This window comes from Desulfobacter vibrioformis DSM 8776 (assembly GCF_000745975.1).
Classification (GTDB): Bacteria; Desulfobacterota; Desulfobacteria; order Desulfobacterales; family Desulfobacteraceae; genus Desulfobacter; species Desulfobacter vibrioformis.
Genome location: NZ_JQKJ01000049.1, coordinates 1 through 12,506, shown reverse-complemented (window position 1 = coordinate 12,506; position 12,506 = coordinate 1). Strand labels below are relative to the sequence as shown.

Here is a 12,506-nt window from a genome sequence, read left to right as displayed (position 1 = left end):
GCACGTAAAGAATTCTGGAACCAATTACGCTGTACTATTCGAGTCATCATATTCCGTAACTGGGAGTCATTATTACTTCTTATTATGAAAGATTCTTCTGAAATCAGGGCTCCCTGATTCATCTTCCATCTTACCCTGCTTTTGGTACATTCGGCATGCCAATTTGTTAAAATCGGCATTCGGATTTTTGTTGCCTTTGGCAATCAGGTTGTTTACAAATATTCTGATTTTGATAAAATCTATCAGAAAAACAAACTGCCGAACTTGAATTAGCACGCTAACAAAGATCAAAATCTGTGAAACTGAGAACATTCAGGAAATTACTAACGTTCACTGAGAATTGCTGAAAGTTCATGATCTTATTTAGACATCTAAAAAAGGAGGAAGTCATGACAAACAACGTGGTAATTGCATTATCCTGCGGCACCAATGATACCAACCGGGCCACCCGGGCTATTCATCTGGCAACCATCGCACATAAGGAGGGGAAAAATACATGCCTGTTCCTGCTGGATGAAGGGGTATATCTGGCTAGAAAAGGTATCATTACCCATGTCCGGGCTGCCACCGGTGATGTGGCGGACGATCTTTTGGCTTATCTTCAGGCCCATGAAGTGCCGATTCTGGTCTGCACGCCTTGCGCCAATGCCCGGCAGATTAGAGATGATGATCTTATCGAGGGGGCGCGCATGGCCTCGGCTGCCGAATTTATCAACCGATCCTGTGATGCTGCGGTCATCAGCCTGTGACAAATTATGTTTAGTGTCTGAACGCAAATCCGTTCAGACACTATTTCAGGAAATCAATATACCATCGAATTATCGACTCCCCCCGGAAAACGTAGAGCATAGCGCCCAGAGAGAGAAACGGGCCAAAGGGAATTTTGGCCTGTCTTTTTTCGGATTTTCCTGCCAGGGCCATGGCAGCCACCCCGCCAAGGGTCCCGAATACAGAACCTGTAAACAGTGTGAATAAGACCCCTTTCACGCCTGTGGCTGCACCAATCATGGCTAACAGTTTGATGTCTCCGCCCCCCATGCCCTGGCGTTTGCGAAGATAATAATAGGAAAAGGCCACAAGATATAAAACGCCGCCACCTGCCAGGATGCCCCATATCACCGAAACAAAGCGCATTTGAGGTACAAAAACACAGGATGTGGAAAAAATGATAATTCCGGGAAGGGATAACTTGTCCGGGATAATTTGATAATCCAGATCAATAAAGGAGATGGCAATGAGTACAGCGCCAAATGTAAAATAAAAAAGTGCGGCTGGCGTTAATCCGAATTTAAAGAAAAGTCCCAGGGCCAATACCCCGGTGAGCAGTTCCACCAAAGGGTAGCGTATGGAAATGGGCGCCTTGCAAAATTTGCATTTACCCTTGAGTATGAGAAAGCTTATGATCGGGAGATTGAAATAAAACGCAATTGGATGGTTGCAGGCAGGACAGTGGGAAGGGGGTGACACAATGGATTGACCTTCCGGCATCCGGTAAATCACCACGTTGAGGAAACTGCCGATGCAGGTACCGAAAATAAAGGACATAACAGAAATAAAAATAGATAGCTGGACCATAACTCTCCTTGGACGATGATCAACAGGTTTTAGTGCATCCGGGATGTTTGACAATGTCCTGATATAGTTTAAGTCAACTATCCAATGATAAAAATATTTTTTCAAGGATATTGTAAAAATATTTTTCTGTTGTATTGTAAATACAATTTAGAGCGCAGAATACACCTAACCCGTATGTGAGGGCCAATCCAGAAAACCACAGGCAGTTCGGTGGATTTCGGTCTGGTCCTGTTTTTTTATGAAAGGGGTCTGACACTCCTTCACCATGTGCCAGGGGTATACCTGGTGGAAGAATGCAGGCGCGGCCCATGGCCGTTATGTAATCAAGGAGCATAAATGGCAGAAGCAGATATTGATGATCTGATTGAAATAATTGAAAAAGAAGGTAATATCGAAGACATTCCAACGGTGATTCCCATGATTCCGGTCAGGGATGTGGTGGTCTTTATAGACATGCTGCTCCCCTTATTTGTTGGACGGGAAAAATCCATTAAGGCCATTGAGGAGTGTGTGGAATTTGACCGGTATGTTTTTTTGTCGGTTCAGAAAGACTCAGAAATGGAAAAGCCGGGGCCGACGGATGTCTATGATATCGGTACGATTGCCCGGGTCCAGAAAATGATTAAAATGCCGGACGGCAGGATCAAAGCTCTGGTCCAGGGGATTTCCAAAGCAAAACTCATTGAATTCGTTCAAAAGCGTTCTTTTTTTAAGGTCAGGGTGGAGACTGTTTCTGATATTGAACCTGATTCCCTGGATATCGAAATTGAAGCCCTGATGCGTAACGTCAAGGAGAACAGTGAAAAGCTTTTAGCCCTTAAGGGAGAATTTTCCGGTGATGTGGGAGACCTTTTATCTCACATTGGCTCTCCGGGCAAACTTGCGGATCTGGTGGCTTCTAATCTTAACCTGAAGGTGGAGGATGCCCAGGGTATTCTGGAAACCACGGATACGGTTGAGCGTTTAACCCGGGTCAATGACCTTCTGGCCCGGGAGCTGGATTTATCAACGGTTCAGGCTAAAATTCAGACCCATGTCAAAGATGAAATTTCAAAAAATCAAAGGGATTATTATCTTCGGGAGCAGGTTAAGGCCATCCATAGAGAGCTCGGGGAAAATGATGACAAACTTGCCGAAATAGTTGACTTTAAAGAAAAAATAAAAAAATGCAAACTGCCGGAAGAGTGTGAAAAAGAGGCCCTGAAACAGTTGACCCGTCTGGACCAGATGCATTTTGATTCTTCCGAGGCGTCGGTGGTCAGAACTTATCTGGATTGTATTGTGGAACTTCCCTGGAGCAAAACCACCAAGGATTTTTTAGATATAAAAAAAGCCGCAGAGGTTTTAGACCAGAATCATTACGGACTGGACAAGGCCAAGGAACGAATTCTTGAATATTTAAGCGTGCGTAAACTCAATCCAAATAAAAAGGGTCAGATTATCTGTTTTGTCGGCCCTCCGGGGGTGGGCAAGACCTCGCTTGGCCGTGCCATTGCCAAGGCCATGAAACGTAAGTTCCACCGGGTCTCTTTGGGTGGTATCCGTGATGAGGCAGAGATCCGGGGACACCGCAGAACTTATATTGGTGCCATGCCTGGAAGAATCTTGCAGGGTCTTCGTCAATGCGGCACTAAAAATCCGGTTTTTATGCTGGATGAGATTGATAAACTGGGAAATGATTTCAGAGGTGATCCTTCATCAGCACTGCTGGAGGCCTTGGATCCTGAACAGAATTTCGAGTTTTCCGACCATTACCTGAATATGCCCTTTGATCTGTCAGATGTGTTGTTTGTTCTGACAGCAAATATGGCTGACACCATTCCTTCAGCCCTGCTTGACAGGATGGAGTTGATCCATATCTCCGGATATACCCGCCAGGAAAAGGTCGTGATTGCAAGACAGCATCTTTTGCCAAGAAAAATTAAAGACAACGGTTTGACCCGCCGTGCCATTAATTTCAGCCCCAATGCCATGGAGTCCATAGTTTCGGAATACACTTTGGAAGCAGGGCTCAGGGAGCTTGAGCGCAAGCTGGATTCGGTGTGCAGAAAAATAGCCCGCCAGATCGCGGAGGGCCAAAAGGGGCGGTTTTCCATTACCTGTCAGAATTTAACCAAATACCTTGGCCCGCCTCAATATATTAATGAAATGGATCAGGAAGAAAGTCAGGTCGGATTGGCCACGGGGCTTGCCTGGACAGAAGTGGGTGGTGAGCATCTGTATATTGAAACCTCGTTGTTTCCCGGCAAAGGAGAGTTGCAACTCACCGGGCAGATCGGTGAGGTTATGCAGGAATCAGCACGGGCCGCATTGACATACACCAAGGCCAATCAGGAAGCCCTGGGGATAGATAAGGACGCCTTTGATTCCAACGACATCCATATCCATGTACCCGCCGGTGCCATCCCCAAGGATGGTCCTTCGGCCGGTATTGCCATTGCGACAGCCTTGGTGTCGGCGTTTACCGGTAAAAAGGTGAACAACAAGGTGGGGATGACCGGTGAAATTTCTTTGCGGGGCAGGGTGCTGCCCATAGGAGGCCTTAAGGAGAAATCATTAGGTGCTTTAAGGGCTGGAATTAAAACCGTGATTATTCCGGAAAAAAATAAAAAGGATCTCCATGATATCCCAAAATCTGTGAAATCCAAGCTGACATTCATCTGTGTGAAGGATGTCAGGGAGGTTCTGGATCTCGCCCTGGAAGCGGAATAATGTACCTTTTTGCCCTGAGTACGGCAGAGCAGGGCGCAAGCATGGCCCTGTTTGAAGAGAATACCCTTGTTTTTGAGTCCAGCCTGTTCAGCCGGCAGACCCATTCAAAAGGACTTTTATCCATGATTGAGCAGGCCGTTAAAAGTCGGACAGGGGGAGGCATTGACCGGATAGACGGATTCATTGCAGCCAGGGGGCCCGGCAGTTTTACCGGGCTTCGTATTGGCATCAGCATGGTTAAGGGACTGGCCAGGGCTGTATCGAAGCCCTGTGCAGGGATTTCAAGTCTTGACGGTATTGCGTTCAGATTCTGTCATTCGCAAAAGCCTGTGTGCGTGATGATGGATGCCAGGCGCCAAGAAGTGTATTCTGCCGTATATCAGTTCCATCATGGCAAGCTTATTCAAAAAAGTCCGGAAATGGTGTGTCCGCCGGAGACTGCCATTGACCAGGCCGGTGCCGGCGCACTGTTTGTCGGATCAGGGTCAAAGGTATACCGCAAAAGAATCTGCAGCCGAACCCATGACAAAGCTGTACTTTCTCATCCATCCATGGATGGGGTCAGTGCCTGTGCATTGGTTATTTCTGCACTGTCTGATAAAGGCGTGTTTGATTTTGAGAAGCACCCCCTGAATCCGGTTTATCATAGAAAATCCGATGCGCAGATCCATTTCGAAGGGAAAACAGGCGCTTGACAATATATTTGAATACTTGATATAAACATTCGGTTTTGGTTATTTAGGCAGGAGGATATGGATAACTCTAAATGGCCGGCAAAGGCAGTGTTTCCCATTGCCATGCCAGGCGTTAAATACGTTGTTGCAGCCATCCTTGTTACGGGGATGTTTTTTTATTTTGGGTGCCTGAAAACAGGGGGGCTGGCGTTGCTGGTCTCTTTATTTATTACTTGGTTTTTCAGAGACCCTGACCGTATGACGCCGGAAGGCGGGGATCTTCTGGTCTCTCCGGCAGACGGGAAGGTGATTGTTGTAGAGCGCATTGCCCGGTGTGAGTACATGGATGAACCCTGCCAGAAGGTCAGTATTTTCATGAGTGTATTCAATGTCCACGTCAACCGTATTCCTTTTAGCGGTATGATTGAAAAGGTTCAATATCATCCGGGTAAATTTGTAAACGCGTCTTTTGATAAAGCAAGCGTTCACAATGAACGCAATGCACTGGTAATAAGAACGGACGATGGCCGTCGTTATGTGTGTGTCCAGATTGCAGGACTCATTGCACGGCGTATTGTCAACTGCGTGGAAATCAATGAGCAGGTTCACAAAGGCGACCGGTACGGTATGATACAGTTTGGATCACGCTTGGATCTTTATCTGCCCATGGACTTTGAAATACTTGTTAACCCCGGGGACAAAACAAGTGCCGGAAGCAGTGTTATCGGTCGTATGTGCTGAAAAAAGACAATGAATGCGCCATGCACTGTGATGTCAATAAAAAAACTATGGAGTAAATTTTAAATTTTGGACCAGATACCTGTAACAAAGCAAGGTTTTTTGACCTTGAAAAAAGAACTGGAAAAATTAAAAACCGTGGACCGTCCTGAGATAATCAAAGCCATTGAGGTGGCCAGGGCCCATGGAGACCTGTCTGAGAATGCTGAATACCATGCTGCAAAGGAGCGACAGTCTTTTATTGAAGGCCGGATCGGTGAGCTTTCCTATAAGATCGGAAACGCTAAAGTAATTGACCCTGCCACTGTGGCCAAGGATGTGATACGTTTTGCCAGCCGCGTTCTTGTGGAGAATCTGGATACCGAAGAAGAAACGGAGTACATGATTGTCGGTGAGGATGAGGCTGATATTAAAAACGGCAAAATTTCTGCATCTTCCCCCCTTGGTTCAGCCCTGATCGGAAAAATGCCGGGAGAAGAGGCCGTTGTCCAGGCACCGGGCGGAAAACGGGTTTATGAGGTTGTTGATATTCTTTGATTTATTGTTTTTTAATCTGGTTTTTTTAGATTGCAGTAAATTTCAATAAAATTTTAGAAAGGAAAGTGCTGTGGCACGTGTAACGATTGAAGATTGTTTGAAAAATGTGGATAATCGATTCACCCTTGTACATCTGGCAGCTAAACGGGTCCGTCAGGTCAGGGAGGGGGCTGACTTCCTTGTACCATCCTCGAAAAATGAAGATGTTGTAACCGTCCTGCGTGAAATTGCCGCGAACCGGATTGTTGTAAAAAAAGATACCGAGTTTGACACTAAATAGTCTGGTTTGGGTAAAAGACTGACAAAACGTCTAATGCATCTGCTTGGCAAGGCGGTTCACGACTGGCAGATGATTGAAAATAACGACCGGATACTGGTGGGTGTATCCGGCGGAAAAGACAGCCTGGCCCTTTTTCATCTTCTTGCTTCCCTTAAAAAACATGCCCCTGTGGCATTTGAACTTATTCCTGCTTATATAGATCCGGGATTTCACAATTCTTTTGTTAAAAAACTGGATTCTTATATCAATGAAAGATATAAGAAGTCTCATCAGGGTATGGTGGTGGAAAAAACCGATTACGGCAGACGTGCCCACTCTGATGAAAATACAGAAAATCCGTGCTTTTTATGCAGCAGGCTGCGACGCAAACGCCTGTTTGAACTTGCCCGGGAGCATGGCTGTAAAAAACTTGCTATAGGACACAACAAAGATGATTTGATTGAGACATTGTTCATCAATATTTTTTACGCTGGGAAAATAGGAACAATGAAGCCTAATCAGTCATTTTTCGGCGGAAGCCTTAAAATTATCAGGCCGTTGTCCTATGTTGAAAAACATAAGATAAACAGTTTTGCAAAAGTTTGTGACTTGCCGGAATTTGTTAACACATGCCCAAGTGCCGGCCACACCAAAAGGCAAGATGTTGCAGATATGCTCGACATGATGTACCGGCAGAATAAACATATAAAAGGAAATATATTCAGGGCAATGGGTAACATCGCCGCTGATTATCTTTTAAAGATATCATGATGATTGATATACAGAATCAGCCGGATTTTCGGAATATCCCCATTGATAAAGTCGGCATCAAGGGGCTTAAATACCCGGTGACTGTCCGGGATAAAGCCAATGGTTCCCAATCCACAGTCGCTGAAATCAACATGTATGTGGATTTACCCCACCAGTGCAAAGGCACCCATATGAGCCGCTTTGTGGAATTGCTGCATACAGTTAATACCTCGGTGTCTCTTGATTCTCTGACCATCATTCTGGAAGATATGAAAGCCTCGCTTGGGGCAAAATCTGCACACATTGAAATATCTTTTCCCTATTTTATTGAAAAAATATCTCCTTGCACCCAATCCAAGGGTCTGATGGACTATAATTGCACGATCATTGGCTCTTCCAATGGCCGGAAAAAAGCAGACATTGTGTTAAAAGTGGCGGTTCCTGTTACCTCTGTATGCCCCTGCTCCAAAGAAATTTCAGAATATGGCGCCCACAATCAGAGAGGCGAGGTGCTTGTTGCGGCCCGTTTTCATAAATTTATCTGGATAGAAGAGATTGTCAACCTGGTTGAACAGGCTGCATCCTGCGATATTTATTCGGTGCTGAAACGTGCAGATGAAAAATATGTCACGGAAAAAGCCTACAATAATCCAAAATTTGTCGAAGACATTGTAAGGGATGTGGCCAAGGCACTTATCGAAGATCCCAACATCACCTGGTTTTCCGTGAGTGCAGAAAATTTTGAATCCATTCATAATCACAGCGCTTATGCCTATATAGAACATTCAAGGAATTAAGTTATGGCTGACCGCTGAAACCTTTTCTTTCAGCAACGCCCTGATTGCGTCATATCCGGTACTGGTTTGATTCAGCATGATTACAAAGGGATAAAGCCGGTCATCTTTTCCAAGGAAAAAGCCTGCACGGCTTCTGACATCTGACAGCGTACCGGTTTTATAGAATTCATTCCCATCTTTTTTTAAAAATTCATACCAGGGCATAAATGCAATAAGAATATCCCTCATCTGGGCAGGCGTCACCTGATTGCGCCGGGACAGGCCGGAGCCCTCAATAATCGAGACGCCCCTTAAGCCTAGCGTTTCTTCTGCAAATGTGTTCAGTGCAGCCGTTCCTTTTTCAAGGGTGGCTGGCGGGCTGGATATACGGGCACCCATGGTCAGCATGAGCTGGTTGGCAATAAAGTTATTTGAAAATTCCAGCAATTTTTTAACAATATCGGCCAGACTAAAGGACGATGTGTATACAATGCACTCTTTAGCAGATCCGGCAAATACACCTTCCTGGACAGTCCCTGTTATTTTTATCCCTGATTCTTTTAAAAAATAGTGCATCAGTATGCCCGGATAATCCTGCCGGAGTTCATAAGACAGAAGCATCCTGTCAGCTTTTTTTGATCCGGGAGTAATCTGCTGCGCCAGAATATCTGGGAACGGGGTTTGCTTTTCAGCAGAAATATATTGCTTGTTCTGGCTGTTCCATTTCAAAAAAATTGTGTTAAAATTGGCACATAGTGCCCCATTTGTGGCATCATAAGGATTGGCAGAAGAGCCGGCACCGGGAATTGTAATCCGGGGAGTAAAATAGGTCTGATCCACAATGATATTGCGGATAACCGCGGATGAAAAACGGCCTTCAGAGACCTGTTTGAAAATATGGCTTGAAATTTGATGCGCAAACTTGGTTATTTCCTCGGAGATAAATAAAGGATCTCCAAATCCTTTCAGGTAAAGGTTTAATGTTGTTTTGTCGTAATAGGCCCATGTCTGGAAGTGGAAATTGGGGCCTAACGTTCTGATTGCCGCAAGGCTGGTCAGTATTTTCAAGGTTGATGCGGGAATTAAAGGTTTATCCGGATTTTTTGCATAAATAGTTCTGCCCTGATCATCGGATAAAATAATACCCGATGATTGGGCGCAAACATGCATGGATGTGAAAATGATAAGGAAAAGACCCAAAATAGTCAGGCGAAGAAATAATTGAGTTTTATTTTTCATGGTATTAAAAAAAGACTATTGAAAGAAGAGGAAAAAATTGTCAAGAAGTTCCTTGACCTTGAATCGGCGGCGCAATGATTCCCACTGATCCGGAAAGCTTAACGGGCTGAAAAGAACACGGGCAGTATAAGGAAATCCTTTGTTCTTATCATCATAGGGAGAAATAAACAGGGCAACAGGCACCTGAACACAGCCTTCATAACTGATAATGGTATCATAGTTCAGGGTTTTTACCGATTTTAGCCCCTTTTGTTCTAACAATTGAATAAATGCATTCTGCTTTGATTTGGCCTCAATGGTCTGAGCCGCTTCCTGGGGCAGGGCCGGAATAATGCCGGATACTGGAAAATAAGAAAAATTTGCCGCCCTGAAATCCTCATGTGCTGGCACCATTGTCAGTTTTCCGTCGGTGATCCGTTGGCTGGAACTTTTAAGATCAAATCGAATGTAATAGGTGGCAATCCCTTCAAAATGACCGGCAGGCAGAGGTTTCAAGGATATTAAAACCAAAAAAAATCCTGTAGTGAGAAGCCATCCTCTTTTTTTTATAGGATAAGGTACGAAATTTGAATGGCTTTTTGAATAGATTTTTGGATAAGTTTTTAAATGTGTTCTCAAATTGGATTGCATCTGTTTGTCCGTTTTAACCGTGGGGAGTCGGCGTTATTTTAACTGTAAACGCAGAAACATCAATGTTTTTAAAGTTTAAAGCCCCAACTGACGATTTGTTTTTAACATGAATACAATATGTGAATCAATGGCTGACACATTTGATTTTGCAACTGTTAACCGCAAATGGGGAGATATGATGTTATGAAGAAACTATTGGCTCTGTCGGTATGTTTAATTGCTTTATTATTATGGGGGTGTAACAGGGGAGGACCGGGACGTATTACTTCTTCTGAGGGAGGGGCGGGAGGCGTCCTGGATTCTTCTGCAGGCAATACGGTTAATCAAAAAGTTGTCACGTTTCAGGTGACGGGCAAGGGGCTTGAGCCTGAAAATGCATTAACAAAAGGAGAAGCGATACTCATGGCGGAGCGTGCCGCTGTTGCGGATGGATACAGACAGCTGGTTGAAACCGTTCGTGGCGTTTATGTGGATGCCTACATGAAAGCAGGTCGGGGAACCATAAACCAGGATACAATCCAGGTGCATACGCAATCCTGGTTAAGGGGAACCGAAGTGATGGATATTACCCAGGGGGAATATGGCATTACCCTGGCCCGGTTAAGATTGAGAATTAACTTCTCCAGAGAAGGCATGATATGGTGGCCTGTGGGTATTGCAGATAAGGGCTGATGATGTTAAGCAGGCAAGCAACAAGGGATTGTGTCCGCCAAGGCATGGGAGAGATTCAAATTAACAGAAAATTAACAAGGGGGGCCTCATGGGAACTTTTCCTTTGACATCGACATTCCCAGGCAGGGTGGTGTTTGTCCTGATACCTTTGTATACCATACTTCTTTATTATGCCAATATCTCAAATGGCGCTTATCAAACATTTAAACTTGATCCGGAAACGTATTCAATTATAGAACTTGAGGGACTCCTTGGAGACTACCAGACCCAGGAGGGCGTTTTAAATGAACAAATCCATGACACTCAGAAAGATCTTGACTGGCTTATCGCCAAAATAAACCGCATAATTGATTCTGGAAGACATGTGCCACAGTTGCTCCATGACTCTGCTATATTGAAAGAGAAAAAAATTTCCCAGCTTGAGACGCAAAAAAAACATCTTTCCAACGCCGTTTCAAAGTACAAAAAGATCTATGACATGAAAAAAAACCCGGAAAAAAAGGCACCTCCGATTCAGGTTTCGTCCACGCCAGTTATGAAAAACGGGGTAAAAGTACCTGATAAATCCAATGTGCAGGCAAAACTTTCAGACATTGAACAGGCCGTTAAAAAGGCCGGCCTTGAAGACTGGGTAGAGGTCATGGAGGAAGGCGGAAGCTGCGCAAAGATTAACAATACGTTGCCGATCCTTTTTTCTTCCGGTAGCGCGGCCCTGGCCAAGGAATACAAATCCTTTTTAAAGAAACTGGCACTGTTCCTTAAACCCTATGACGTTAAAGTTTATGTCAACGGATATGCAGACCCTGACCCTATTCATACCAGCAAATACCCATCCAACCTGGAGTTAGGTGCATCCCGGGCAGCCAACGTAGTTCATGAAATGGTGAAAAACGGCCTGAAATCGGATATTTTTAAAATCGGTTCAACAGGAGAGTACCGGTTTGCAGCCAAAATGCAGTCATCAAAGAAAACCTTCCAGCGTCGAGCACAGCTCACGGTCGTATTCAGTGGTTAAATTTCAGGCAATTTCCATTGCCTGAGGAAATAATTTTCTGTTGAACTCCCACAAAGGCAAAAAAGTTATTGATATTTTATTAGACATTTATTAGGGTAATAAATGTCTTGATTGTTGAATTGATTCAGCTGCTTTCTGATCTGATAGGTCTAATATTTGTTTTGGTCAACTCTCATCTTCTTTTTTCATATTGATCCAAAATGTGTTCAGCGTCTGTAATCCAAATGTGCAGATTTTTATTACCAATATATAACATGGAGGAAGTATGGAAACAAAGTTAAGAAGAAGCCTTTGTCTTCTGGTTTGTGTGATGGTGGCCCTCTGTACGCTGCCGGCAATGGCTGACGCAAAGAAGGTGAACATTAATACCGCGCCCAAAGAACAGCTGATAACATTGAAATATGTTGGTGATGCCATTGCTGACAGGATAATCGAATTTCGCAAAACTACGCCCTTTACAAAAATAGAAGATATTATGAAGGTAAAGGGAATCGGAGCTAAAATGTTTGAAGCGAATAAAGATCAAATCCGCGTTAAGGATACGTGAAGCAGCTTACAAGATACGTTAAACACAATTAAATCTTGATTCCCAAGTATAAGCCTTTGCTCGCAGAGCATTCATTTTGCACTATTAAAAACTCCCATGCTGAATTTTCAGCATGGGAGTCTTTATTTCAGGCTGAACTATCGGACAGATATGGGCATAAAAGAAAAAAATATGCAGTTTGGAGAACGCCTGTCGTCCGGGCTTGTGTTATTGTAATATTAAAAATAAAAAAACTGTTGACAATGGTTTCGTATTTATATATTCTTCTCGAGTTCTGTTCATTTGAGGTTCTTGAGTAGAATTTTGATCTTTGAAAATTGGTCAGTGAAAAAGAAAAGAGCGGGTCAATGACAATGCGCTTGGGGCGTAACAGCTTAAAGTG

14 protein-coding genes are annotated in these 12,506 nt (G+C 44.1%); 11 read left to right on the top strand and 3 right to left on the bottom strand.

What is annotated here, in order from left to right; translation table 11 throughout:
* Positions 1-389 precede the first annotated feature (389 nt).
* A complete protein-coding gene (locus tag Q366_RS18390; protein ID WP_035242016.1) occupies positions 390-749 on the top strand; it encodes a DsrE family protein in 360 nt (119 codons plus the stop codon).
* Between the two features lie 40 nt (positions 750-789).
* On the opposite strand, the gene Q366_RS18385 is transcribed toward Q366_RS18390, so the two are convergent.
* Positions 790-1,575: a prepilin peptidase gene (locus Q366_RS18385; RefSeq protein ID WP_035242014.1), complete on the bottom strand. Its 786-nt coding sequence runs from the start codon at positions 1,573-1,575 to the stop codon at positions 790-792.
* Positions 1,576-1,911: 336 nt separating this feature from the next.
* Between Q366_RS18385 and lon the strand changes: the two genes are divergently transcribed.
* The 7 genes from lon (at position 1,912) to folE2 (ending at position 8,042) form a co-directional block, all read left to right on the top strand.
* On the top strand, positions 1,912-4,287 hold the full coding sequence (lon, locus tag Q366_RS18380) for an endopeptidase La (protein ID WP_035242012.1): 2,376 nt from the start codon (positions 1,912-1,914) through the stop codon (positions 4,285-4,287).
* Positions 4,287-4,982: a tRNA (adenosine(37)-N6)-threonylcarbamoyltransferase complex dimerization subunit type 1 TsaB gene (gene tsaB, locus Q366_RS18375; protein ID WP_035242010.1), complete on the top strand. Its 696-nt coding sequence runs from the start codon at positions 4,287-4,289 to the stop codon at positions 4,980-4,982. The genes lon and tsaB overlap by 1 nt, the downstream gene beginning before the upstream one ends.
* Positions 4,983-5,039: 57 nt before the next feature.
* A complete protein-coding gene (locus Q366_RS18370; protein WP_035242008.1) occupies positions 5,040-5,702 on the top strand; it encodes a phosphatidylserine decarboxylase family protein in 663 nt (220 codons plus the stop codon).
* A 66-nt stretch (positions 5,703-5,768) separates the two neighbouring features.
* Positions 5,769-6,236 carry a transcription elongation factor GreA gene (greA, locus tag Q366_RS18365; protein ID WP_035242006.1) on the top strand — a complete coding sequence of 156 codons (468 nt, stop codon included), beginning with the start codon at positions 5,769-5,771 and terminating at the stop codon, positions 6,234-6,236.
* A gap of 70 nt (positions 6,237-6,306) precedes the next feature.
* Positions 6,307-6,516, top strand: a complete 210-nt coding sequence (gene rpoZ, locus Q366_RS18360; protein WP_035242004.1) for a DNA-directed RNA polymerase subunit omega — start codon at positions 6,307-6,309, stop codon at positions 6,514-6,516.
* Positions 6,517-6,585: 69 nt separating this feature from the next.
* Positions 6,586-7,266 carry a tRNA 2-thiocytidine biosynthesis TtcA family protein gene (locus Q366_RS18355; RefSeq protein ID WP_281175505.1) on the top strand — a complete coding sequence of 227 codons (681 nt, stop codon included), beginning with the start codon at positions 6,586-6,588 and terminating at the stop codon, positions 7,264-7,266.
* Positions 7,263-8,042 (top strand): GTP cyclohydrolase FolE2, encoded by a 780-nt coding sequence (gene folE2 / locus Q366_RS18350; protein WP_084691905.1) that lies wholly within the window; start codon positions 7,263-7,265, stop codon positions 8,040-8,042. The genes Q366_RS18355 and folE2 overlap by 4 nt, the downstream gene beginning before the upstream one ends.
* Here the strand turns inward: folE2 and Q366_RS18345 are convergent.
* Together Q366_RS18345 and Q366_RS18340 are read right to left on the bottom strand one after the other, a co-directional pair.
* On the bottom strand, positions 8,031-9,260 hold the full coding sequence (locus Q366_RS18345; RefSeq protein ID WP_035241999.1) for a D-alanyl-D-alanine carboxypeptidase/D-alanyl-D-alanine-endopeptidase: 1,230 nt from the start codon (positions 9,258-9,260) through the stop codon (positions 8,031-8,033). The two genes, folE2 and Q366_RS18345, sit on opposite strands and share 12 nt — an antisense overlap.
* A 15-nt stretch (positions 9,261-9,275) precedes the next feature.
* Entirely contained in the window at positions 9,276-9,770 is a 495-nt protein-coding gene (locus Q366_RS18340) for a hypothetical protein (protein WP_245620016.1), read from the bottom strand.
* A 303-nt stretch (positions 9,771-10,073) separates the two neighbouring features.
* Here Q366_RS18340 and Q366_RS18335 point away from each other — a divergent pair, with 303 nt between their 5' ends.
* From Q366_RS18335 to Q366_RS18325, 3 genes are all read left to right on the top strand, one after another.
* Positions 10,074-10,562, top strand: a complete 489-nt coding sequence (locus Q366_RS18335) for a hypothetical protein (RefSeq protein WP_035241995.1) — start codon at positions 10,074-10,076, stop codon at positions 10,560-10,562.
* An 88-nt stretch (positions 10,563-10,650) separates the two neighbouring features.
* On the top strand, positions 10,651-11,577 hold the full coding sequence (locus Q366_RS18330) for an OmpA/MotB family protein (protein WP_035241993.1): 927 nt from the start codon (positions 10,651-10,653) through the stop codon (positions 11,575-11,577).
* 265 nt (positions 11,578-11,842) lie between these two features.
* On the top strand, positions 11,843-12,124 hold the full coding sequence (locus tag Q366_RS18325) for a ComEA family DNA-binding protein (RefSeq protein ID WP_035241991.1): 282 nt from the start codon (positions 11,843-11,845) through the stop codon (positions 12,122-12,124).
* Positions 12,125-12,506: the final 382 nt, after the last annotated feature.

Bases quoted from the DNA above. Each gene is read 5' to 3' on its own strand.
- folE2 (WP_084691905.1), top strand. From the start codon at position 7,263: ATGATGATTGATATACAGAATCAGCCGGATTTTCGGAATATCCCCATT.
- Q366_RS18335 (WP_035241995.1), top strand. From the start codon at position 10,074: ATGAAGAAACTATTGGCTCTGTCGGTATGTTTAATTGCTTTATTATTA.
- Q366_RS18325 (WP_035241991.1), top strand. From the start codon at position 11,843: ATGGAAACAAAGTTAAGAAGAAGCCTTTGTCTTCTGGTTTGTGTGATG.
- Q366_RS18385 (WP_035242014.1), bottom strand. From the start codon at position 1,575: ATGGTCCAGCTATCTATTTTTATTTCTGTTATGTCCTTTATTTTCGGT.
- tsaB (WP_035242010.1), top strand. From the start codon at position 4,287: ATGTACCTTTTTGCCCTGAGTACGGCAGAGCAGGGCGCAAGCATGGCC.
- Q366_RS18345 (WP_035241999.1), bottom strand. From the start codon at position 9,260: ATGAAAAATAAAACTCAATTATTTCTTCGCCTGACTATTTTGGGTCTT.
- Q366_RS18390 (WP_035242016.1), top strand. From the start codon at position 390: ATGACAAACAACGTGGTAATTGCATTATCCTGCGGCACCAATGATACC.
- Q366_RS18330 (WP_035241993.1), top strand. From the start codon at position 10,651: ATGGGAACTTTTCCTTTGACATCGACATTCCCAGGCAGGGTGGTGTTT.
- Q366_RS18355 (WP_281175505.1), top strand. From the start codon at position 6,586: ATGATTGAAAATAACGACCGGATACTGGTGGGTGTATCCGGCGGAAAA.
- Q366_RS18370 (WP_035242008.1), top strand. From the start codon at position 5,040: ATGGATAACTCTAAATGGCCGGCAAAGGCAGTGTTTCCCATTGCCATG.
- lon (WP_035242012.1), top strand. From the start codon at position 1,912: ATGGCAGAAGCAGATATTGATGATCTGATTGAAATAATTGAAAAAGAA.